At 73.9% G+C, this 22,391-nt stretch carries 16 protein-coding genes, 2 tRNA genes and 1 other RNA gene; 12 read left to right on the forward strand and 7 right to left on the reverse strand.

Annotation, left to right across the window (positions count from 1 at the left end):
• Positions 1-62: 62 nt before the first annotated feature.
• Entirely contained in the window at positions 63-1,124 is a 1,062-nt protein-coding gene (locus CS2_RS00175; protein WP_070318384.1) for an ATP-dependent DNA ligase, read from the reverse strand.
• Positions 1,125-1,251: 127 nt separating this feature from the next.
• Here CS2_RS00175 and CS2_RS00180 point away from each other — a divergent pair, with 127 nt between their 5' ends.
• Positions 1,252-1,857, forward strand: a complete 606-nt coding sequence (locus tag CS2_RS00180; protein WP_070318385.1) for a hypothetical protein — start codon at positions 1,252-1,254, stop codon at positions 1,855-1,857.
• Positions 1,858-1,957: 100 nt separating this feature from the next.
• On the opposite strand, the gene CS2_RS00185 is transcribed toward CS2_RS00180, so the two are convergent.
• Positions 1,958-2,641 carry a hypothetical protein gene (locus CS2_RS00185; RefSeq protein WP_070318386.1) on the reverse strand — a complete coding sequence of 228 codons (684 nt, stop codon included), beginning with the start codon at positions 2,639-2,641 and terminating at the stop codon, positions 1,958-1,960.
• Between the two features lie 203 nt (positions 2,642-2,844).
• Here CS2_RS00185 and ssrA point away from each other — a divergent pair.
• Positions 2,845-3,211, forward strand: a transfer-messenger RNA (tmRNA) gene (gene ssrA, locus CS2_RS00190).
• Between the two features lie 360 nt (positions 3,212-3,571).
• On the opposite strand, the gene CS2_RS00195 is transcribed toward ssrA, so the two are convergent.
• The 3 genes from CS2_RS00195 to CS2_RS00205 form a co-directional block, all read right to left on the reverse strand.
• A complete protein-coding gene (locus tag CS2_RS00195; protein ID WP_070318387.1) occupies positions 3,572-5,932 on the reverse strand; it encodes a hypothetical protein in 2,361 nt (786 codons plus the stop codon).
• Between the two features lie 23 nt (positions 5,933-5,955).
• Positions 5,956-6,027: transfer RNA gene (locus tag CS2_RS00200), tRNA-Asp, on the reverse strand.
• Positions 6,028-6,032: 5 nt separating this feature from the next.
• Positions 6,033-6,104 (reverse strand) — tRNA-Arg (locus tag CS2_RS00205).
• Positions 6,105-6,655: 551 nt separating this feature from the next.
• Here CS2_RS00205 and CS2_RS00210 point away from each other — a divergent pair.
• Positions 6,656-7,870, forward strand: coding sequence for an amidohydrolase family protein (locus CS2_RS00210; RefSeq protein ID WP_046527953.1), 1,215 nt, complete (start codon positions 6,656-6,658; stop codon positions 7,868-7,870).
• A 25-nt stretch (positions 7,871-7,895) separates the two neighbouring features.
• Here CS2_RS00210 and CS2_RS00215 read toward each other — a convergent pair whose 3' ends face one another.
• Together CS2_RS00215 and CS2_RS00220 are read right to left on the reverse strand one after the other, a co-directional pair.
• The gene (locus tag CS2_RS00215; RefSeq protein ID WP_070318388.1) at positions 7,896-8,861 is read right to left on the reverse strand and encodes a GGDEF domain-containing protein; all 966 of its coding nucleotides are present in this window, start codon (positions 8,859-8,861) and stop codon (positions 7,896-7,898) included.
• 192 nt (positions 8,862-9,053) lie between these two features.
• Positions 9,054-10,064, reverse strand: a complete 1,011-nt coding sequence (locus CS2_RS00220) for an NADP-dependent oxidoreductase (RefSeq protein WP_070318389.1) — start codon at positions 10,062-10,064, stop codon at positions 9,054-9,056.
• Between the two features lie 442 nt (positions 10,065-10,506).
• Between CS2_RS00220 and CS2_RS00225 the strand changes: the two genes are divergently transcribed.
• The 9 genes from CS2_RS00225 to CS2_RS00260 all read left to right on the forward strand — a co-directional run bounded on the left by CS2_RS00225 (position 10,507) and on the right by CS2_RS00260 (position 22,318).
• Entirely contained in the window at positions 10,507-11,601 is a 1,095-nt protein-coding gene (locus tag CS2_RS00225; protein ID WP_070318390.1) for a response regulator, read from the forward strand.
• Entirely contained in the window at positions 11,598-12,575 is a 978-nt protein-coding gene (locus tag CS2_RS00230) for an ATP-grasp domain-containing protein (protein ID WP_070318391.1), read from the forward strand. Before CS2_RS00225 ends, CS2_RS00230 begins: the two co-directional genes overlap by 4 nt.
• Positions 12,572-13,300 carry a PHP domain-containing protein gene (locus tag CS2_RS00235; RefSeq protein WP_070318392.1) on the forward strand — a complete coding sequence of 243 codons (729 nt, stop codon included), beginning with the start codon at positions 12,572-12,574 and terminating at the stop codon, positions 13,298-13,300. Before CS2_RS00230 ends, CS2_RS00235 begins: the two co-directional genes overlap by 4 nt.
• Positions 13,297-14,787, forward strand: a complete 1,491-nt coding sequence (locus CS2_RS00240; RefSeq protein WP_070318393.1) for a glycosyltransferase family 2 protein — start codon at positions 13,297-13,299, stop codon at positions 14,785-14,787. Before CS2_RS00235 ends, CS2_RS00240 begins: the two co-directional genes overlap by 4 nt.
• The gene (locus tag CS2_RS18680; protein WP_156441926.1) at positions 14,784-14,957 is read left to right on the forward strand and encodes a hypothetical protein; all 174 of its coding nucleotides are present in this window, start codon (positions 14,784-14,786) and stop codon (positions 14,955-14,957) included. The genes CS2_RS00240 and CS2_RS18680 overlap by 4 nt, the downstream gene beginning before the upstream one ends.
• Positions 14,954-16,792, forward strand: coding sequence for a sensor histidine kinase (locus tag CS2_RS00245; protein ID WP_082739550.1), 1,839 nt, complete (start codon positions 14,954-14,956; stop codon positions 16,790-16,792). The genes CS2_RS18680 and CS2_RS00245 overlap by 4 nt, the downstream gene beginning before the upstream one ends.
• A gap of 58 nt (positions 16,793-16,850) precedes the next feature.
• On the forward strand, positions 16,851-18,428 hold the full coding sequence (locus tag CS2_RS00250) for a glycoside hydrolase family 43 protein (RefSeq protein ID WP_233421012.1): 1,578 nt from the start codon (positions 16,851-16,853) through the stop codon (positions 18,426-18,428).
• Positions 18,429-18,612: 184 nt separating this feature from the next.
• Entirely contained in the window at positions 18,613-20,718 is a 2,106-nt protein-coding gene (locus CS2_RS00255) for a family 43 glycosylhydrolase (RefSeq protein WP_070318423.1), read from the forward strand.
• 118 nt (positions 20,719-20,836) lie between these two features.
• Positions 20,837-22,318, forward strand: a complete 1,482-nt coding sequence (locus tag CS2_RS00260) for a glycoside hydrolase family 10 protein (protein WP_070318394.1) — start codon at positions 20,837-20,839, stop codon at positions 22,316-22,318.
• Positions 22,319-22,391: the final 73 nt, after the last annotated feature.

The following is a 22,391-nucleotide window of genomic DNA, read 5'->3' on the forward strand; positions in this document are numbered from 1 at the left end:
GTGCGGTTGGTGGGCCACCCGGACACGAGACGTGCGCTGCACGACGTGCGAGCCCTGGTGCGTCAGGTGCCGAGGATCTCCGCGAGGTCGAACCGTACGGGCTCGTCGAGCTGCGCGTACGTGCACGAGCGCGGGTCGCGGTCGGGGCGCCAGCGGCGGAACTGCGCGGTGTGCCGGAACCGGTCGCCCTCCATGTGGTCGTAGGCCACCTCGACGACCAGCTCGGGGCGCAGCGGCACGAACGACAGGTCCTTGGTGGCGTTCCAGCGGCTCACCGCGCCCGGCAGGCGCTGCCCGGCGTGCGTCTGCTGGTCGGCCCAGCCGCCCCACGGGTGCGCGGCGAGGTCGACGTCGCGGTACGGCCCGAGGTCGTCGAGCAGCGTGCGACGTCGTGCCATCGGGAACGACGCGCTCACGCCGACGTGCTGCAGGTGGCCGTCGTCCGCCCACAGGCCCAGCAGCAGCGACCCGACCACGTCACCCGACTTGTGCCACCGGAAGCCCGCCACGACGCAGTCCGCCGTGCGCTCGTGCTTGATCTTGAACATCGCGCGCTTGTCCGGCTGGTACGTGCCGTCGAGCGGCTTGGCGACGACGCCGTCGAGGCCCGCGCCCTCGAACTGCTCGAACCAGCGTCGCGCCTCGGCGAGGTCACCGGTCGCGGGCGTCACGTGCACGGGCGGACGCGCGTCGGCCAGCGCCTCGACGAGCAGCGCGCGACGCTCGGCGAACGGACGGCCCGTGAGGTCATCGTCGCCGAGCGCGAGCAGGTCGAACGCGACGAACGACACCGGTGTCTGCTCGGACAGCAGCTTCACGCGGCTCGCCGCGGGGTGGATGCGCTGCTGCAGCGCGTCGAAGTCGAGCCGGTCGCCCGTGACCAGGACGATCTCGCCGTCGACCACGCACCGCTCGGGCAGGTTCGCACGCAGCGCCTCGACGAGCTCGGGGAAGTACCGCGTCATCGGCTTCTCGTTGCGGCTGCCCAGCTCGACCTCGTCGCCGTCGCGGAACACGATCGTGCGGAACCCGTCCCACTTCGGCTCGACGTGCCCCACGTCCGGGATCTCCTTGACGGACTTCGCGAGCATCGGCGCGACGGGCGGCATCACCGGCAGGTCCATCCGCCCATCGTGCGGCACGCCACCGACACGTGCACAGGTGGCGCGTAGGTCCGCCCCAGCCCGCGTCCGGGACCGTGCTGTTGCCTGGTGGCAGCGGGCGCCGCAGGGGCGCCGACAGGAGGACACCATGGACGACCGAACGACCCCGCCGGGCACGCCGGCGAACCCGAACCCGAACCCCGACCCGACTGCCGCCGCCGGGGCTCCGACGGGCGCAGGTGGCTCCGGCGCGGCCGCCGCGTCGTCCGGCGCCCCCGGGCAGGCGGGCCCGGGAGCTCCCGCCCCGGGTGGGCCCGCGCTGCCCGCGCCCGGCTACGTGCAGCCGGCGTACGTGCCGCCCGCAGGTGCCGGGGGACCGGCGGTGCCCGGTGCCGCGCCGGCCGTGCCCGCTGCGCCCGCCCGCCCGCGGCGGACCGTGAGCGCGGTCGTCGCGGCCGTGCTCGCGGCGGCGGCGCTCCTGGTCGGCCTCGTGGTGGGCGGCGGAGGTGTCGCCCTCGCCACCTTCGGGCACGGCGTCGGGACCCACCGCGGCCCCGGCGCGTTCGCGGGCGTCCCCGACCACGACGGTGACCGCGACGGACGGCTGCCGGACGGCGGTGACCGGCCCGGCCGTGCGCTGCCCCGGGGCTCCGACGACGGATCGTCCGCGCCGCGCGACGCGCTGCCCGGTGGCGCGGGGGACGACGCGCAGCCCGGCGGGCAGGGCGACGGCGGGTCGTCCGAGGGCTCCTGAGCTCACCCGGGCGCACGCACCGGGGCCGCTTCCCGGCCCCGGTGCAGGGCCGTCGTCGGGCGCAGGTCGCGCGGCCCCGTGGGGCGGGAGCTCGAACCCGCTAGTACGACTCGCTGCGCTCGACGACACCCACCCCGTGCGCCTGGCCGTACCGGTGGAGCGTCTGCGAGAACGCGGGGTAGGCGTCCTCCGCGACGAGGCGGAAGGGCAGCACGAGCTTGGCGCCCTTCACGGTCGCCGCGGGCGACCCCGTCGCGGCGAGCCGGGACCGGAGCAGCGCCGCGTCGCGGGCCTCGAGCTCGATCCGGCCGGTCAGCCCTTCGGCGTTCTGCGCGGCCGCGGCGACCTGCTGGCCCACCTGCGTGTTCCCCCGCGCGTGGTTGTCCGCCTGCTTCTTGGCACGGAGCACGACGATCACCCGGGACAGCTCCTCCCACGCCAGCTCGACGCCGTCGCGCGTGCGCAGCCCGGACGGCCCGGCGGTGACGAACGGCGGCCTCGTCGCCTCCCGGGCAGCGGTTGCCACGCGCCTGCCGCGGAGCACCACGAACAGCGCGAACAGCACGCCGACGCCGAGCAGGAACCACCCGGCACCGGCGCCGCCGGCGGGGCCGCGGAACGCCAGGACCGCCACCGCGAACGCGCCGACGCCGATCGCGGCGAGCAGGATCAGCATGCCGAGGTTCCGGCTCCGGTACGTCGTCGCCTGCCGCGCGCTGGCGGCGAGCGCGACGCCGTCCGTCGGGGTGCCGGGGGGAGTGGTGAGGTCGTCTCCGGTCGCCATGGCCCGATGGTAGGGAGGCCCGCCACGACGCGACAGGGGTGCTCCACCACGCGGGACACGACCGCGCAGGTGGCCAGGGCGGTCCGGGCCGCCCACGCCCGCGGGAATCACGGAGACGCCCCGGTGGTTGTGACGTAGGCTTGACCTCGTCGGACGCGCCCCCGGGTGCGTGCGGCGACTGCTTGACAACTGAACACACCCATGGGGGTGATCGGTTTCGACGGTGATCGTCGAGCCAGGTGAAGCGGGTCGAGGATGCACGGTTATCTCGTAAACGCTCCGTGCGACTCATAGGTGCCGATTCCAAGCGCACCGACTTCGCCCTCGCCGCCTGAGCGAGCCTCGAAGTCCGTCGGCCTAGACATGCTCTCGGTCTAGTTCCCGGCGTCATCTAGAGAGCCACTGCTGTCCGTCCTCGTCGGTGGGGCGGGCGGGACTCTTAGCCGACTGAGCCCGTCCACGTCTTGTCCGCGTGATCGTGGGGGCTGAGAAAATCTACTGCGGACTGCACCCGGAGAAGCCCTGGTCCCACGTCATCGGACGCGGGTTCGATTCCCGCCACCTCCACCATGAAGTGTTTGCAGGCTGCGCGCGATGTCTTTGCACATCGTGTGTCGCGGCTGCAAGCAGCGAATGACGAACGGCCCTGTACCCTCGACGGGTGCAGGGCCGTTCGCATGCTCACGCCGGTCGCCTGCGGTGGTCGGCCGGGTTCGTCTCCTCGGTCGCCTCCGCCTGCTCCCGGTGAGGTGCGCGCACCCGTTGTCGACCGGCTCCGGCGGCAGGCGCTCCTGTTCCGCGGACGGCGTCGGGCGCACAGGGGCGGTCGACTTCTGAGGCGAGTCGAGGCGACGTCGTCACCCCACGCGACGGCCTGGTCGCCGTGCTCGCGGATGTCGCGGGTGGGAGGCGGGTCCTTCGCTCACGGGATCAGGCGCCCCTGGGCGGCACCAGCCAGTGTCCACCGACGGACCAGCCGAGCAGCCGTCGTCCCGTGCCGCCCTCGGCGACTCCGAGCTCGTCGAAGCGGCCGCCGGCGAGCACGTGCGCCAGGCCGTCGACGACCGGCCGCAGCTGCGAGGCGTTGCCGGTGGCCGTCGCGTCGTGGAGCCGTCGCACCGCCGAGGCCTGGGACGGCTCGTCGCAGAAGCTCAGGAGGTAGATCGCCTGGCGCCACCCGTAGGCGATGTTCTTGACGGCCTGCAGCGCGGCGTGGTGCTGGTCCGGGAGGTGCGCGTGTGCGTGGAGCATCCAGGAGAACACCCGCTCGGCCAGCTCGGGGGCACGTTCGCGAAGCGTCGGCTCCAGGTCGAGCGCGAAGGTCAGGACCGCGAGATTGTGGGTCGTCAGGATCTGGCTCTGCTCGAGCACTGCCCCGTTCGCCGCCACGCTCCACGAGCGGCCGACGGCGCCCGCCTCGCGTGCCCGCGTGCGGCACAGCGTGGCGAAGTCGTCAGCCGTCTCCTTGCCCCAGCGCCTGCGAGCCTTCCGCGCCCAGCCGCTCGGCGGAGGAGCAGCCGCCCAGGTCTCCGGGCCCGGCAGGTCGTAGTAGCGGGCGTAGAGCGATCCGTGCAGGCCCTCGCTCGCCGCGCGGGCAGCGGTCCGCCACTTCGTTGTGAAGGTCCCCATGAAGATGTCCGCTGCGACCTCGTCGACCAGTGCAAGGCGCACGTCGGCCACGCTTGCGAGCGCGCCGAGCTCACGCACCAGCGGGTTGGGCAGGATCGTCTCCGGGAATGAGTCCAGCGCGAGCAGGACTGATCTGGTCAGGGCCTGCCGAGCGGGTCTCGACGAGCTGCTGCGGTCGCGGAAGCCAGACACCGCGGCGACCCACGGCAGCTCGTCAAAGCTCACCTGGTGCTCGAGGTCCAGCAGCAGCAGGCTGCGCCGACGCCGGAACGCCGAGTAGGTGCGCGCATGCAGACCTGCGAGCACCGGGTCGGCGATGCCCGCCGACACGTACGGAGCCGTCACCTGAGGCAGGACCGTGGCGAGCACCTCACCGGAGCCGATGACCCCGCGGGCGATGAGCTCCTCGACGGGCGCCTCGAGGGCACGGCTGACCTTCCGCACCACGGAGGGCGGCACAGGTGCATCTTCAGAGAGCGCCGGCTCCTCCGCACGGGAGATGGCCGCGACGACCCGATCAAGGTCGGGCAGGCCGCTCTCGGCCGGGAACTGGTCGAGTCGGTTCGCCACGAGGTGCGCCAGAGCGGCGTGCGTCGGCCGAGCCGCAACCACGGCCTGCACCGCACGCAGCGCCGCGCGCGCCTCACTGCCCGGCGCGCCGTGCCGGGTGATCGTGTTGGCCAACGCCCGACGAACCCAACCCACGTCGCGGCCGGAGAGGCCGGCGCCGTCGTCCCCGGCCGCCGCGAGCGCGCGACGGAGCCTGCTGAAGTTGCTCTTGGAGTGCTGGTGCCGGCTCGACACCGCGGCCCGCTCGACCGTCTCGACGTAGCGGGCCAGCCACGCCGCGCGCCGCACCGCCCAGTCGTCCGGGTACCGTCTGGCCGGCCAGCCACCCTCCACGCGGGTGGTGCCGTCGCCGTCGACGAGGCGTGGCAGTTCGCCATCGACAGTCGCGGCCCACAGCGCGACGAGGTCGTCGTACAGCGGGTCCCACAGCGTGAGCGTCTCTCGCATCGCGACGATCTGCGCCGGGGGCGTGGACGACCGCAGCCCCGACCGGATCGCCCCGACGGTCTCCAGGTGGACACCGGTTCCGGTGGGCACCGCCCGCTCGGTGAGATGGGGGGTGAACCGCAGCCGACTCAGGAACGGGCCGATCTCTGCCAAGAGGTCCAGTGCGGCCTCGACGTTCCCGTGATCGACCAGGAGGGCGATCACGGCGAGCGCCGCGTGCTCGGGAAGGTCGATGCGGTAGCGGTCATGTGCCAGTGCGGCCAGCAGCTCCGACTGTCCGGCGTCGCTGAGGTACCAGAAGTTCAGCCGCTCGCGCGACGTCGAACCGGGTCCTGGAGGCAACGCGGCGAGTCGCGACGTCTCCGCTTCGTCGAGTGGTTGCTCAGCCAGCAGGCGTCCGGTCGCGAAGCCGCCGGTCACGACCTCCAGGGTGACCCAGGCGGGCATGCCCGCCACAGGCGTACGCGAGCCGACCCCCAGCTCGCCGCCTGCCATTCCGTCGAGCACCGCGCGCCAGCGGTCAGCTCTGGCCGTGGCGCGGGCCCGCGTGGCGGCGTCCTTGCTCGTGGCCGCCGTGCGCAGGGCGGCCCGTAGTCGACCTGCCGCGTACCAAGGCGAGGCTTCGGCCTGAGGCTCGTCGTGCATGAGACTCCTCGAACGGGAAAGGGACCTGAAGGCGAGAGTCGAACTCGCACCCTCCCGGGTGACAGCCGGGTGCTCTTCCGGTGAGCTACTCCAGGACGAGACATGGAGGCAGGATTCGAACCTGCACCCTCCCGGTCCGGAGCCGGGCGATCTGCCATTGATCCACTCCATGCAGCGTGCGACGCCACGGTAGATGCTCGCGCTGGGCACGTCACGCCGATTCAGGTCGCGGATCGGCCGGGCGTCCGGATCGCCCTGAGATGCCATGCGGGTCGTGTGGAGAATGGTGGGCGGACGGCGTTCTGTGCGCTCGACCGTCAGTGGCGCGGCGCTCGTCGACCTACGTCGCCGGGGCGTCGTAGGGCGAGATCCATGCGGTTCTGTGGATGAACTTGCTGTCGACGACATGCATGAGACCCGTCGACTCTCAAGCGCGCTCGTGCAGATCGGGCCCGACCAGGACCTGGTCGTCTGCCACCTGTTCGTCGTCGACGAGGATCACCGTGGGCAACATCATTCCGCCACCACCCCACCATGACGCTCTCGCTCACGTTCTTTCGTGGACGAGCAGCGGTCCAGGAAGCGAGCAGACAACGAGCCCGCCGGCGACGGCGGGCTCGTCGTGCGTCCGGGCCCCGTTCCGCGCCGCGGTAGGCCCGGCCGGCGACACCGCGGCTGCACGCGTCGCGCGGGGCACCGTCACCCCGCTGGCACGATGGTCCGGTGGCACACGACGACGCGACGCTGATCATCCGGGACGTGCGGCCGTGGGGCGGTGACCCGTCCGACGTGGGCGTCGCGGGGGACCGCATCGTCTGGGTCCGGCCCACGCAGGACGGGACGACGACGGAGGCCGAGGTCGTCGACGGGCGCGGGCTGCTTGCGCTGCCCGGCCTGGTGAACACCCACGCGCACGCCGACAAGAGCTGGTGGGGTCTGCCCTGGCAGTCCTACGGCGGCGAGGGCGGCACGCAGGGGCGGATCGCGCACGAGCGCGCCCGCCGTGACGAGCTCGGCATCCCGAGCGCGCCGGTCGCCGAGCGCGTGCTGCGCGAGTACCTGCGCACCGGCACCACGCGCGTGCGGACCCACGTCGACGTCGACCTCGGGGTGGGGCTGCGCGGCATCGACGCGGTGCGCGAGGCGGCTGCCGCGCTGGACGGCGCGATCGAGCTGACCGTCGTGGCGTTCCCGCAGGACGGCGTGCTGCGCCGACCGGGCGTCCTCGAGCTGCTGGACCGGGCCGCCGCCGCGGGTGCGGAGCACGTGGGTGGTCTCGACCCGGCGCTGATCGACCGGGACCCGGTGGGGCAGCTCGACGGGCTGTTCCGGATCGCCGCGGAGCACGGCTGCGGGCTGGACATCCACCTGCACGAGCCCGGCGACCTGGGCGCGTTCGAGATCGAGCTGATCCTCGACCGCGTGGAGCGGGACGGGATCGCGCCCGGCAAGGTCAACGTCGCGCACGGGTTCGCGGTCGTCGACGTCGACGCGGCGCGGCGTCGTGACCTGCTCGACCGGATGGGGGCGCTCGGCGTCACGATGACGACCGTCGCGCCGGTGCGCATGCGGCAGCTCCCGCTGGCGGAGATGGACGCGACCGGGGTGCGGTTCGGGTTCGGCACCGACGGCATCCGGGACCTGTGGAGCCCCTACGGCGACGGCGACCTGCTCGGCATCGCGTGGCAGTACGCGCGCGCCGGCGGCGTGGTGCGGGACGAGGACCTGCGCCGGGTCGTCGAGATCGCGACCCGTGACGGCGCGCCGTTCGTGACCGACGAGGTGCACGACCTGGTGCCCGGTGCGCGCGCGGACGTCGTGCTGCTCGACGCGGAGAACCCGATGGACGCGCTGGTCCGGAGGGTGCCGCGCGCCGTCGTCGTCGCGGGCGGGCGCGTGGTCGACCTGGCCGCGCTCGCCGCGCGACCGTGGGAGTGACGAGCCGCACGAGCGAGCGTGCGCCTCACGCCGGGTGCTGCTCGCGCGGCGCGCCGGCCCGGGCGTGCTTCGTCGCGTAGAGCGCCGCGTCGGCGCGGCGCAGCAGGTCCGGCACCGAGTCGTCGGGGGTCGCGACGGCGATCCCCGCGCTCCACGGGGCGGGGGAGACGGCGCGCGTGCGCTCGACCCACGCGGTGGCGCGCGCCTCGTCGTACCCGGGGAGCGCGACGACGAACTCGTCGCCGCCCGTGCGCCCGATGACGGCCGCGGACCCCCGGAGCGCCGAGCGCCACGTCGCCACGAGCGAGGCGAGGACCTCGTCGCCCGCGTGGTGGCCACGCGTGTCGTTGACTCCCTTGAAGTCGTCGACGTCCGCCGACACGAGCGCCAGGGGCGCACCCGAGCGCCGGGCGTGCCGCAGCAGGACGCCCACGCGGGCGAACAGCGTGCGGCGCGTCAGCGCGCCGGTGAGGTCGTCGGTCGTGGCGTGGTGCCGCAACCAGTGCGTCACGTAGCCCAGCAGCGACGTCGACGCGACGGTCACGACCATCACGGACAGCCAGGACATCGGGTGGAACGGCGCTGCCGCGTTGGCCATGCCGACGGTGGTCACGGCGAGCGCGAAGCCGACCAGCGGCACGGCCTGCCGCGCGGGGAAGGCGAACGCGGCGAGCTGCGCCGCGGTGATGAGGCCGAGCGACACCGAGATCATGCCCTCGGCGGTGCGGCAGCACGCCACGAGCACGCCCAGCCCGACCATGCCCGTCGCGAGGAGCGCGGGCTGCGTCCACCGGCGGTCGGGCAGCACCAGCGTCAGCCCCGACAGCGCCGCGAGCAGCGCCGCGACCGTGACCCACGGCACCACCGACGCCTGCGGGTTCACGGACCAGCCGAGCGCGACGAGCACGATCACGGCCATGACGCCGAACATGACCGCGAGCAGGCCGCGGCCGCCGTGCAGCCGCGGCATCGACTCGTCGACCAGACCCATGCTCGGATTATGAGTCCGGCGCGCCGCGGTGTGACGACGCCGGACGGGTGAGACCGCGCACCGGGCGGGTGCCTGCCGCGCTCGCGCGCCACGACCGCGCGCGGGAGGCCCGCACCCGGGCGGGTGCGGGCCTCCGTCGGTCGGGCCGTCGCGCGTCGTGTCGCGCGGTCCCGGTCCTCGACTCGTGCGGGCTCAGCCGTCGACGCGGACGAGCATCTTGCCGGTGTTGGCGCCGCGCATCATGTCGAGGAACGCGTCGACGGTGTGCTCGATGCCGTCGACGACCGTCTCGTCGTAGGCGATCGTGCCGGCGCCGAACCAGCCGGTCATGGCCTGCGTGAACTCGGGCGCGAGGTGCAGGTACCCGGCGAGCGTGAAGCCCTGGAGCGTGAGGCCGCGCGTGATGACGTTCGCGAGGTTGTCCGGCCCCGGGGCGCGGGTGGTCGTGTTGTAGCCGGAGATGGCGCCGCACAGCGCGGCGCGGCCGCCGTCGTTGAAGGCGTCGAGCGCGGCCTCGAGGTGGTCGCCGCCCACGTTGTCGAAGAACACGTCGATGCCGTCGGGTGCGGCGGCGGCGAGCTGGCCGCGCACGTCGCCGTCCTTGTAGTTGAACGCGACGTCGTAGCCGTAGCGCGACGTCAGCGCGTCGACCTTCTCGGCGCTGCCGGCGGACCCGATGACGCGGCCCGCGCCGAGGAGCTTGGCGATCTGCCCGACGCTCGACCCGACGGCACCGGCCGCGCCGGACACGAACACCGTGTCGCCCTCGCGCAGGCCGGCGATCGCGGTGAGCCCGACGTAGGCGGTGAGGCCGGTCATGCCGAGCACGTGCAGGTGCACCGAGAGCGGCACGCCGGGGATCTCGGCGACGGCGCGGAACGTCGAGGCGGGGGCCTGCACGGCGTCGCTCCAGCCGTGCTGGTGCAGCACGGCGGTGCCGACGGGCAGCGACGGGTCGGCGGACTCGACGACCCGGCCGACGGCACCGCCCGTGACGGTCTCGCCGAGCGCGTACGGCGCGACGTAGCTGCGGGTGTCGTTCATGCGGCCGCGCATGTAGGGGTCGACCGAGACGAACGCGTTGCGGACGCGGACCTCGCCGTCCTGCAGCGGGCCGTGCGTGACCTGCACGGTGCGGAAGTCGTCGTGGGTCGGCCAGCCCTGCGGGCGGGCGGCGAGCTGGATCTGGGTGCTGACGAACATGCGGTGCTCCGATGCTGTGCCGGTGGCGCGGAGCGGGCGCGTCGCGGGCGGTGGCCCGGACGCGGCGGGGTGCGCGGGGGTCGGGTCGACGGGCGCGCGCTCGCACCACCAGTTCTGAACTGACCGGTCCACTATATAGTGGACCGGTCGGTCTGCAAGCTGGCTCGCGTCCGGACGTGGCGCCGCACGGGCGCGCGTGGCCGCGCTCTGCACGGTGCCCGTCGCGGTCGCGCCGGTGGTCGCGCGACGTCTCGCGGCGGCCGCGCGGAGCCGACCGTGACGGCTTTCACCCGCCCGGCGGGACGTCGCGCAGGGCGGTGCGTCCCGATGCGCCCGGTTCGTCCCGCTCGCTCCGTGACGACGCGCGAGACGCGGCACGACGGACGCCCCCGGAAGCCGTAGCGTGACCACGACGCTGCTGGTGGGGGCTAGGAGGTCGGCAGTGGCCGAGCAACGCACGAAGGTTCTCGTGGTCGAGGACGACGGTGACACCGCGGGGTTCTTCCGCACGGTGCTGGAGCGACGCGGCGGCATGGACGTCACCGTGTGCGGGGACGCCGTCTCGGCGCTCGCGGAGGTTGCGCGGCAGACGCCCGACGTGATCCTCACCGACATCCAGATGCCCGGCATGAGCGGGCTCGAGCTGCTCGGCGAGCTGCGCGCGCAGGCGCCCGGCGTGCCCGTCGCGGTGATGACGGCGTTCGCGTCCGTCGACTACGCGGTCGAGGCCCTGCGCCGCGACGCCGACGAGTTCCTCGTCAAGCCCGTGACCGCCGCGCAGCTGCTCGAGAAGGTCACCGGGCTCGCCGCGGAGGCGCGCCGCCGCCGCGACGCCGCGGGCGCGCGCGACGTCGTGCTCGCGATCGGCGCGCACCCCGACGACGTCGAGATCGGCGTGGGCGCGACGCTCGCGTCGCACCGCGCCGCGGGCGACGCCGTCGTCATCCTCACGCTGTCCGGCGGCGCGGTCGGCGGCGACGCCGACGTCCGACGCCACGAGGCGCTCGCCGCTGCGGGCGTCATCGGTGCGCGCCTGTACCTGCACGACTTCGAGGACACCCGCATGGACCCCGCGAACGGTCTCATCACCGTCATCGAGGACACCGTGCGCGAGGTGCAGCCCACCGTCGTGTACACGCACTCGTCGCACGACCGCCACCAGGACCACCGCGCCGTCCACGAGGCCACGATGGTCGCGACGCGGCGCGTGCCCGCCCTCGCGTGCTTCCAGAGCCCGTCGTCGACCATCGACTACCGGCCCAGCCGGTTCGTGCCCGTCGACGGGTTCGTCGAGACCAAGCTGCAGATGCTCGCGGCGTTCGCGTCGCAGGCGCACCGCGACTACATGGCGCCCGACGCCGTGCGGGCCACCGCGCGCTACTGGTCGCGGTTCGGCACGGGCACGTACGCCGAGCCGCTCGAGACGGTGCGTGCCGCCGCGATGCTGTCGGGGCTCGCGGCCACCACGTCCACGGCGGGCATCGCCGCCGCCGCGACGCTGCCCGAGCAGACGGCAGCAGGGGAGGGGACCGCATGACCCGCACCACCCGCGTGCTCGTGACCGGGGCCGGCGGGCCCGCCGGCGTCGCCGTGATCCGCTCGCTGCTGCGCCGCGGCGACGTCGAGGTCCTCGCGGCCGACATGGACCGGTGGGCCAGCGGGCTCTACCTGGTCCCCGCCGACGCGCGCCGCCTCGTGCCCGCGGGCCGGGCCGACGACTTCGTCGACACCGTGCGGCGCGCGTGCGCCGACGACCGGGTCGACGTCCTGATCCCCACCGTCGACGTCGAGCTGCCGCGGCTGGCCGCGGTGCGCGACGAGCTCGCCGCCGCCGGGACGCTGCTCGCCGCGCCGTCGCTGCGCACGCTCGACACGTGCCTCGACAAGCTCGCGCTCGCGCACGCCTGCACCGGTGCTCTGCGGGTGCCCCGCACCGAGCTGCTCGGCACGCCGCAGGCGCTGTCCGGGTGGCAGTTCCCCGTGATCGTCAAGCCGCGCCGCGGCGCGGGATCGCGCGGCGTGCGGACCGTCGCCTCCGAGCGCGAGCTCGACGCGGTGCACGACGAGGACGACCTGCTGGTCCAGGAGCTCCTCCCCGGCCAGGAGTACTCCGTCGACGTCTTCGCCGACTCGACCGGCCACGTCGTCGCCGCGGTGCCGCGCGCACGGCTGCGCGTCGACTCGGGCGTCGCGGTGGCGGGTGTGACGCTGCACGACGACGAGCTCGTCGCGACCGCGGCCGCCGTGGCCCGCGCCGTCGGCCTGACCTCGGTCGCGAACGTCCAGCTCAAGCGCGACGCCGACGGCGTGCCCGCGCTGCTCGAGGTCAACCCCCGGTTCCCCGGGGCGATGCCGCTCACGATCGCCGCCGGGGTCGACATGCCGTCGCTCCTGCTCGACGACGTCCTCGGACGCGCCGTGCCGCGGCACGTCGCGCACACCGAGATCGCGAACGTCCGCTACCTCGAGGACGTGTTCCTCGGCGTGGACGAGGTGCTGCCCGCCCCATGACGCAGCCCCGCCTCGACGGCGACCACCACGTGCACTCGACGTTCTCGGACGACGCCCGCAGCACACCGGCCGAGAACCTCGCCGCCGCGCGCCGGGCCGGGCTCCGCGAGATCCGCATGGTCGACCACGTCCGCGCGTCGTCGACGCACGTGCCCGCCATGCTCGCCGCGGTCGCCGCGCTCCCGGCCGTCGAGGGGCTGCGCGTGCTCACCGGCGTCGAGGCGAAGATCCTCGACGTCGCCGGGACGATCGACGCGCCCCGTGACGTGCTCGCCGCGCTCGGGACGCCCTCGGGCGCCGACCGCGTGCTGCTCGCCGACCACCAGGTCCCCGGGACGGACGGGCCGTGGAGCCCGTCGACGACCCTGTGGCTGCTCGACGAGGGTCGCGTCACGCGCGCCGACGTCGTCGAGCTCGTGGTGACGGGCACGCTGCGCGCCGTCGAGCGCGCCGGGCGCGCGCAGCTCGCGCACCCGTTCTCGATCCTGCCGAAGGTCGGGATCGCCGAGGACGACGTCCCGGACGACCTGCTGGACGCGCTCGCGGGCGTGCTCGTCGCGACCGGCACGCCGGTCGAGGTCAACGAGAAGTGGCGCTGCCCGGGTCCGCGCGTCGTCGCGCGCCTGCGCGCCGCGGGCGTCGCGCTCGTCGCGTCGACCGACGCGCACCACGCGGACGACGTCGGCGTCTACCGCTGGCTGCGCGGCGCGCAGGGGACGGCGTGAGCTGGCCCGCGGTCGGGCACGACGTGCTCGTCACGTTGCTCGTCGTGCTCGTCGTCGTCGGGATCGTCCCCGCGCTCGCGGGCGTCTACCAGTACCTGCTCGTACCGGTGCACGGCCTGCGCAACCACCTGCGGCGCGCGGCCTCGCACCTGCCGCGCGTCGCCGTCGTCGTGCCCGCCTGGAACGAGGGCGCCGTGCTCGCGGCGTCGCTCGAGCGGCTCATGCGCCTCGAGTACCCGGCGGACCGGCTGCGCGTGTACGTGGTCGACGACGCGAGCACCGACGACACGCCCGACGTCGTGCGCGCGAAGGCCGCCGAGCACCCGGGGCGCATCCACCTGCTGCGGCGTGAGCAGGGCGGCCAGGGCAAGGCGCACACGCTCAACCACGGCATCGAGCACCTGCTGCGCGACGACTGGATGCAGGCGCTGCTCATCATGGACGCCGACGTCATCTACCGGCCCGACTCGTTGCGTCGCATGACCCGGCACCTCGCGGACCCGCAGGTCGGCGCCGTGACCGCGTACATCCGCGAGGGCAGCGGGCGGCCCGGCGCCGTCGCGCGGTTCATCGGCTACGAGTACGTCACCGCGCAGGCGTGCGCGCGCCGCGCGCAGAACGTCATGGGCGCCGTCGCGTGCCTCGCGGGCGGTGCGCAGCTGCACACGCGCGCCAACCTCGAGGCGATCGGCGGCCGCATCGACACCTCGACGCTCGCCGAGGACACGTTCTCGACGTTCCTCACGCAGCTCGACGGCCGCACGGTCGTGTTCGACGGCCAGGCCGTCGTGCTCGCCGAGGAGCCGGACTCGGTGCGCGCGCTGTGGAAGCAGCGCGTGCGCTGGGCGCGCGGCAACGTGCAGATCACCGCGCGGTTCCGCCGCACGTGGTTCCGGCCCGCGCGCGGGCACCGGCTCGGGCGGCTCGACTTCGGGCTCGTCTGGTTCTCGGTGTTCGCGCTGCCGTTCACGCTCGTCGCGGCGTCCACGGGGTTCATCGGCCTGTACTTCGTGTCGCCGGGCACCGCGCAGACCCTGTTCGGGCAGCTGTGGTGGTTCGGGCTCGGCACGTACCTGTTCATCACGATCACGACGCTGCTGGTCGACCTCGACACCGCGCGTCGCTCGTGGTTCGAGGGCCTGCTGTTCCCCGGCGTGGGTGCGCTCGTGCTGGTCGTCGCGTCGGCGACGCCCGGGTTCTGGCTCGACACCGTGCCCGCCTGGCTCGGGATCACGCTGACGCCCGCGGGCGTCGAGGCGTGGACCCTGCTGCTCTACTCGTGGCCGGTGCTGTCGATGGTGCTCGCGCGGCTGATCCGCGACGTCGAGGGCACGCGGCTGCTCGGCTGGGCGTCGCGACCCCTGCTGTACCTCGTGGGTTACGGACCGCTGCTGTGCGCCATCACACTGGACGCGTACGTGCGGGAGTGGCGCGGAGCGGCGCAGACGTGGGACAAGACCGAGAAGACGGGCAGGGTCACGGCATGAACGCACACCGGCACGCCGACGGACCGCAGGCGTGGGCGCGCCTGACCGACGACGCCCTGCGCCACGAGATCGAGGCGAACCGGCGCGCGGAGCGCTGGTTCACGGTGGCCGGCGCGTGCGCCGCGCTGCTGACCGTCCTGGTCGTCCTGGTCGTCGCGGCCGTCCGATGAGCCCGTCCCGCCGCGACGCCGTCGACGCGGCAGCCCTCGAGGACGCCGCGCCGCGCGAGGACGAGAAGGCCTCGACCGCCTCGCCGCAGCCGGAGCTGCGCTACCTCGGCCCGGTCGCGCGGTACCTCGGCTCGGGCGCGTCCGTGGTCGAGCGGCAGCTGCCGTTCGCGATCCTCATGACGCTCGCGCTGCTGGCGCTGCTCTCGCCGGGGCTCGAGGCGACCTCCGGCTCGGCGGTGGTCCTCGCGGCCGCCGTCACCGTCGCGTGCCTCGTGCTCGCGGCCTTCGTGCCGTGGGAGCGGCTGCCGGAGTGGGCGCCCGAGGCGCTGGCCCTCCTGCAGTTCGTCGCGGTCGCGGCCCTGCGGCAGGGGTCCGGCGGCATGACGTCGCCGTTCGCGGGCATGGTGCTGCTGCCCGCGCTCGCGCTCGCCGCGCGCGCCGGCATGGTCGGCGTGCTGCTCGGCACGCTGGGCGCGGCTGCGACCGTGCTGCTCGGGCTCGCGCTGAGCCCCTCGACGCACGCCTCCCAGACCGTCGTCGTCCGCAGCCTGTTCGTCGCGGCCATCGCCCTCATCATCGGGCTCGTCGTGCAGGAGTCGACGGCGCGCCTGCGGCAGCGCAACAAGGTGCTCGCGCGGCTGCAGGCCGAGCAGGCGGACGCGCTGCGCCGGACACGGGAGGCGGCCGCGTCGCTCGGCAAGTCCGTGTCGCTGCGCCGCGCCGCGCACCAGCAGCTCGTGTCGGTGATCGACTCGGCCACCGAGCAGGCGATCATCGCGACCGACGCCGACGGGATGGTCGAGGTGTTCAACGCGGGCGCCGAGCGGCTGCTCGGGTTCGCGCAGGGCGAGGTCGTGGGGCGGCGGTACCTCACCGAGTTCCACCTGCTCGACGAGCTGCTCGAACGCGACCCGCAGGACGGTGCGCCGCCCGCGGCGTCCGACCACCCCACGCTGCTGCGGTCGGTCCTGGCGCCGCGCGCGGCGGCCGGCAAGGACGTACGGGACTGGACGTACGTGCGTCGCGACGGCTCGCACGTCACGGTGCACCCCGCGGTGACGCGCCGCACCGACCACGACGGGGCGGTCGTCGGCTACGTCGTCGTCGCGACCGACGTGACGGCGGACCGCGAGGCCGCGCGGCTCAAGGACCAGTTCGTCGGGCTCGTGAGCCACGAGCTGCGGACCCCGCTGACGGCCGTGCTCGGCTACGTCGAGCTGCTGCTCGACGAGACCGAGGAGCTGACGGAGGACCAGCGCGAGTACCTGCAGATCATCGACCGCAACGCGCGCCGTCAGCTGCGCCTCGTGAGCGACCTGCTGCTGACCGCCCAGATGGACGCGGGCACGTTCTCGATCTCGCCGCAGCCCGTGGACCTCGCGACGATCGCCGCGGCGTCGCTCGCGACCGCGGCGCCCGCGGCGGCCGCCGCCGGGATCACGCTCGAGAGCGACCTCGCGCCGACGCCCGCGCACGCCGACCCCCTGCGGCTCGGGCAGGCGGTCGACAACCTCGTGGCCAACGCGCTGAAGTTCACCGACCGCGGCGGCACGGTGCGTCTCGTGGTGCGCCCGCAGGCCGACGGCGGCGGGCGGCTCGCCGTGAGCGACACCGGGATCGGCATCCCGCCCGACGAGCTGACCCACCTCACGGAGCGCTTCTACCGCGCGAGCACGGCGACGCGGCGGGCGGTGCCCGGCGTGGGCCTGGGGCTCGCGATCACGCGTGCGGTCGTGGAGGCGCACGGCGGGCACGTCGGCGTGACGAGCGCGGTCGGCGAGGGCACGACGTTCACGGTGACCCTGCCGCCCGCGCCGTCGGCCGCAGGGGCGTGACGCGGGCGCGCCGGGTGCCCTGCGCCGGGCCCGCGCGCGGCCGGGGCAGAATGCCCGCGTGGCCGACGACGTCCTGACGACACCCCCGCCCGCCGACCGGCAGCCCGCCGGGGACCGCCCGGAGGCGGCGCCCCCGGCCGAGGGGGTGTTCACCAACCCGGTGGTCTGGCAGGACTTCGCCGACGGCGACGTCATCCGCGTCGGCGACGTCTACTACTACTCGGCGTCGACCATGCACTACTCGCCGGGCGCGCCGATCCTGCGGTCGTACGACCTCGTGCACTGGGAGCACGCGGGCCACTCGGTGCCGCGTCTCGACTTCGACGACGAGCGCTACGGCCTGGTCGGCGGGCACCGGTACGTCAAGGGCATCTGGGCGTCGACCCTGGGCTACCGGCCCGGCGACGCGACGTTCTACTGGTACGGGTGCGTCGAGCAGGACCGCACGTACCTGTTCACGGCGCCCGCGGTCGAGGGGCCGTGGACGCGCCGCGCGCGCCTCGAGACGCCGTACTACGACGCGGGGCTGCTCGTCGACGACGACGACACGCTGTACGTCGCGTACGGGAACACCACGATCAGCGTCGCGCAGCTCAGCGCCGACGGGACGCGCGAGGTGCGTTCGCAGGTGGTGCTCGAGACGCCCGCGAGCATCGGCGTGCTCGAGGGCGCCCGGTTCTACAAGGTCGACGGGACGTACTACGTCTGGCTGACGCGCCCCGCGAACGGGCAGTACGTGCTGCGCTCGGCGTCGCCCTGGGGGCCCTACGAGCTGCGCGAGGTGCTGCTCGACCTGCCGGGGCCGGTCGAGGGCGGCGGCGTGCCGCACCAGGGCGGGCTCGTGCGCACGCCCGCGGGGGACTGGTGGTACATGGCGTTCACCGACGCCTACCCGGGCGGTCGCATGCCGACGCTCGCGCCCGTGACGTGGGAGGACGGCTGGCCGGTGCTCGGCACGGTCGACGGCCGGTGGGGCACGACGTACCCGCGTCCCGCGCTCGGGCCCGGGCCCGGGGTGGAGCCGCTCACGGGGGCGGACACGTTCCCCGGTCCGCGGCTCGCGCCGCGCTGGGAGTGGAACCACGACCCCGACGTCGAGCGGTTCACGGTGGGCGACGGCCTGCACCTCACGACCGCGACGGTCACCGACGACCTGTACGCGGCGCGCAACACGCTGACGCACCGGCTGCAGGGACCGACCTCGACCGTCACGGTCGAGCTGGACCTGGCGGGCACGCTGCCCGGCGACCGCACGGGGCTCGCGATGCTGCGCCAGACGTCCGCCTGGGTGGGCGTGCGGCACGAGGCGGACGGCTCACGCCGGGTCGTCATGACCGACGGCCTGACGATGGACGCGTCGTGGGACACCGTGAGCACCGGGACCGAGCGCGCGGCGGCGCCGCTGACGGGGGCGCGCGTGTGGCTGCGCGTCGAGGCCGACGTGCGGCCCGGCGGTGCGGGGGCGGCCTTCGCGTGGAGCGCCGACGGCCGGACGTTCGCGCCGCTGGGCCCGTCGTTCGCGCTGGACGCCGACTGGCGGTTCTTCATGGGGTACCGCGTCGGGATCTTCCACCACGCGACCGTCGCGCTCGGCGGGACCGCGACGGTGCGGCGGTTCGAGCTCGCGACGCCGTGAGGTCCGTCCGTGCCGTGACCCCGCACGTGTGGTGAAACGCTTCGACACCGCGTGAGGTCTTGTCGGCGGCGGCGCGCCGTGGGCAGCATGACGCCATCCCGCCGTGCACGACACCGACGTCGTGCGACATGGTGTGAACGATCACACGACGTCGTCGGCGGTGCGCCCGCCCGAGGAGCACGCCATGTCCCTCCCTCGCCCCGCCCGCCCCCGACGCGCGCTCGGCGCGCTGCTCGCGCTCGTCACGGCGGTCTCCGCCGGCGTCCTCGCGACCGTCGCGGCCACCCCGGCGTCGGCCGCCACCCCGGACACGGGCGCGACGTACGCGCTGGTCAACCGCGGCAGCGGCAAGGCCCTCGACGTGTACGGGTTCGCGACGAACGACGGTGCGCGCCTCACGCAGTGGACCCGCTCGGGCGGCACCAACCAGCAGTGGCGGTTCGTCGACGCCGGCGGCGGCTGGTACCGCGTCGTGTCGCAGCACTCGGGCAAGGTCCTCGACGTGACCGGTGCCTCCACGGCCGACGGCGCCCGCGTCGTGCAGTGGTCCGACAACGGGGGAGCGCACCAGCAGTGGCGCCTGCAGGACGTCGCGGGCGGGTACGTCACGCTCGTCAACCGGAACTCGGGCAAGGCGCTCGAGGTGCAGAACGCCTCGACGGCCGACGACGCCGAGATCGTGCAGTACACGAGCTGGGGCGGTGCCAACCAGCAGTGGCAGCTCGTGCGCGCCGACGGCGGCACGACCCCCACCCCGACCCCGACCCCCACCCCGACGACGCCGCCGGCCGGCGGGTCGTTCACCAACCCCGTGGTGTGGCAGGACTTCGCGGACGGCGACATCATCCGCGTCGGCGACGCCTACTACTACTCGGCGTCGACCATGCACTACTCGCCGGGCGCCCCGATCCTGCGCTCCTACGACCTCGTCAACTGGGAGTTCGCGGGCCACTCGGTGCCTCGCCTCGACTTCGACGACCAGCGCTACGACCTCGTCGGCGGGCACCGCTACGTCAAGGGCATCTGGGCGTCGACGCTCGGCTACCGGGCCAGCAACCAGACGTACTACTGGTACGGCTGCACCGAGTTCAACCGCACGTACGTCTACACCGCGTCCGCGGTGGACGGCACGTGGACCAAGAAGGCCCGCATGAACCAGTGCTACTACGACGCCGGGCTGCTGGTCGACACCGACGACACCATGTACGTCGCCTACGGCAACGGCACCATCAGCGTCGCGCAGCTCAACGCCGACGGCACGCAGCAGGTGCGCGCGCAGCAGGTGTACCAGACGCCCTCGAACGTCGGGACGCTCGAGGGCGCGCGGTTCTACAAGAAGGACGGCTACTACTACATCTGGCTCACGCGGCCCGCCAACGGCCAGTACGTGCTGCGCTCGACCTCGCCGTGGGGCCCCTACGAGCAGCGGCAGGTGCTGCTCGACCTGCCCGGACCGATCACCGGCGGGGGCGTGCCGCACCAGGGCGGGATCGTGCAGACCCAGAACGGCGACTGGTGGTACATGGCGTTCACCGACGCCTACCCCGGCGGACGCATGCCGACCCTCGCGCCGATCACGTGGAGCAACGGCTGGCCGTCGGTCCAGACCGTCAACGGCCGCTGGGGCGCGGCCTACCCCCGCCCGAACATCACCACGACCCGTACCGTCAAGCCCCTCACCGGCACGGACACGTTCGCCGGCACGCGGCTCGGCCCGCAGTGGGAGTGGAACCACAACCCCGACACGTCGCGGTTCACGGTGTCCGACGGGCTCACGCTGCGCACGGCGACCGTCACGCGCGACCTGTACGCCGCGCGCAACACGCTGACGCACCGCGTCCAGGGCCCGTCGTCGACCGCGACCGTCGAGCTCGACGTCGCGGGCATGGCGAACGGCGACCGCACGGGCCTGGCGATGCTGCGGCAGTCCTCGGCGTGGATCGGCGTGGTCCGGGGCTCGGACGGGGCGCGGCGGGTCGTCATGACCGACGGCCTGACGATGGACTCGTCGTGGAACACCACGGGCACGGGCACCGAGCGGGCCTCGGCCGCGCTGCCGGGCACGCGGGTGTGGCTGCGGGTCACCGCCGACATCCGGCCCGGCTCGGGCCGCCAGGCGACGTTCTCGTGGAGCACCGACGGTCGCACGTTCACGCCGCTGGGCCCCGCGTTCACGCTCAACGCCGACTGGCAGTTCTTCATGGGCTACAGGTTCGGCATCTTCAACCACGCGACGCAGGCCCTCGGCGGCGCCGTCACCGTGCGGCGGTTCGACCTCACGGCGCCCTGACCCCTCGACCCGGCCGGTGCCGGCGGCGTGCGCCGCCGGTCCGGTCCGGCGCGCCCGCACGCGGCGCGTCACCCCCCGGCGCGCCCGCGCGTCGACCCACCCACCCAGAGGAGATCCGGTGAGCACGACACCACGCACCACGGGCCGGCGCAGGGCGGCGGCCCTGCTGACCGCCGGCGTCGCCGCGGCCCTCACGCTGACGCTGTCGGCGCCCGCGGTCGCGGCCGGCAGCACGCTGCACGCCGCGGCCTCCGAGAAGGGCCGCTACTTCGGGACCGCGATCGCGGCCGGTCGCATGAACGACGCCACGTACATGGGGATCGTCGACCGCGAGTTTGGCATGATCACGGCCGAGAACGAGATGAAGATGGACGCCACGGAGCCGAACCGGGGCCAGTTCAGCTACACCAACGGCGACCGGATCGTGAACGACGCGCTCGGCAAGGGCAAGAAGGTGCGCGGGCACACGCTCGCGTGGCACGCGCAGCAGCCCGGCTGGATGCAGAGCATGTCCGGCAGCGCGCTGCGGCAGGCGCTGCTCAACCACGTGACCCAGGTCGCGACGCACTACAAGGGCAAGATCTACGCCTGGGACGTCGTCAACGAGGCCTTCGCCGACGACGGCCGCGGCTCGCGCCGCGACTCGAACCTCCAGCGCACCGGCAACGACTGGATCGAGGCCGCGTTCCGCGCCGCCCGCGCCGCCGACCCGGGCGCCAAGCTCTGCTACAACGACTACGGCACCGACTCGATCAACCCGAAGTCGACAGCGGTCTACGACATGGTCCGGGACTTCAAGGCGCGCGGCGTCCCGATCGACTGCGTCGGCTTCCAGTCGCACTTCGGCACGACGATCCCCAGCGACTACCGCGCCAACCTGCAGCGGTTCGCCGACCTGGGCGTCGACGTGCAGATCACGGAGCTCGACATCGAGCAGGGCTCGAACCAGGCGAACGCCTACCGCCAGGTCGTCGAGGCGTGCCTCGCCGTGAGCCGCTGCACCGGCATCACCGTGTGGGGCGTGCGGGACACGGACTCGTGGCGCACGGGCAAGAACCCGCTGCTCTTCGACGGCAACGGCAACAAGAAGGCCGCGTACACGTCGACGCTCAACGCGCTCAACGCGGGCAGCAGCAACGGCGGCGGGAACAACGGCGGCTCGACGTCGATCGACACCAGCGCCTGGTACGTCCTCGTCAACCGCAACAGCGGCAAGGCCCTCGACGTGTACAACCTGTCGACCGCGGACGGCGCCGACATCGTGCAGTGGTCGCGCAACGACGGCAACCAGCAGCAGTGGCAGTTCGTCGCGTCCGGCAACGGCGGCTACCGCCTCAAGTCGCGGCTGTCCAACAAGGTGCTCGACGTGTCCAACTTCTCGACCGCGAACGGCGGCGAGGTCGTGCAGTGGCCCGACCTCAACGGCACCAACCAGCAGTGGAACGTGACGATCAGCGGCGGCTACGCGACGCTGCAGAACCGGAACTCGGGCAAGGTGCTCGAGGTGCAGGGTGCGTCGACCGCCGACGGAGCGAACGTCGTGCAGTACGACGGCTGGAACGGCGCCAACCAGCAGTGGCAGCTGGTGCGCGTCGGCTGACGTCGAGAGACAGCCGCCCCCGCACCGGGTCGACGGTGCGGGGGCGGCCCCACGTCCGGGGGCGCGCGTCGTC

Origin of the sequence: Cellulomonas iranensis NBRC 101100 = JCM 18110 (assembly GCF_001552375.1) — a bacterium.
Classification (GTDB): Bacteria; Actinomycetota; Actinomycetes; order Actinomycetales; family Cellulomonadaceae; genus Cellulomonas; species Cellulomonas iranensis.

Excerpts from the sequence above, each read along its gene's own strand:
- CS2_RS00185 (WP_070318386.1), bottom strand. The coding sequence starts at position 2,641 with ATGGCGACCGGAGACGACCTCACCACTCCCCCCGGCACCCCGACGGAC.
- CS2_RS00180 (WP_070318385.1), top strand. The coding sequence starts at position 1,252 with ATGGACGACCGAACGACCCCGCCGGGCACGCCGGCGAACCCGAACCCG.
- CS2_RS00230 (WP_070318391.1), top strand. The coding sequence starts at position 11,598 with ATGACCCGCACCACCCGCGTGCTCGTGACCGGGGCCGGCGGGCCCGCC.
- CS2_RS00220 (WP_070318389.1), bottom strand. The coding sequence starts at position 10,064 with ATGTTCGTCAGCACCCAGATCCAGCTCGCCGCCCGCCCGCAGGGCTGG.
- CS2_RS00175 (WP_070318384.1), bottom strand. The coding sequence starts at position 1,124 with ATGGACCTGCCGGTGATGCCGCCCGTCGCGCCGATGCTCGCGAAGTCC.
- CS2_RS00245 (WP_082739550.1), top strand. The coding sequence starts at position 14,954 with ATGAGCCCGTCCCGCCGCGACGCCGTCGACGCGGCAGCCCTCGAGGAC.
- CS2_RS00195 (WP_070318387.1), bottom strand. The coding sequence starts at position 5,932 with ATGCACGACGAGCCTCAGGCCGAAGCCTCGCCTTGGTACGCGGCAGGT.
- CS2_RS00215 (WP_070318388.1), bottom strand. The coding sequence starts at position 8,861 with ATGGGTCTGGTCGACGAGTCGATGCCGCGGCTGCACGGCGGCCGCGGC.
- CS2_RS00255 (WP_070318423.1), top strand. The coding sequence starts at position 18,613 with ATGTCCCTCCCTCGCCCCGCCCGCCCCCGACGCGCGCTCGGCGCGCTG.
- CS2_RS00235 (WP_070318392.1), top strand. The coding sequence starts at position 12,572 with ATGACGCAGCCCCGCCTCGACGGCGACCACCACGTGCACTCGACGTTC.
- CS2_RS18680 (WP_156441926.1), top strand. The coding sequence starts at position 14,784 with ATGAACGCACACCGGCACGCCGACGGACCGCAGGCGTGGGCGCGCCTG.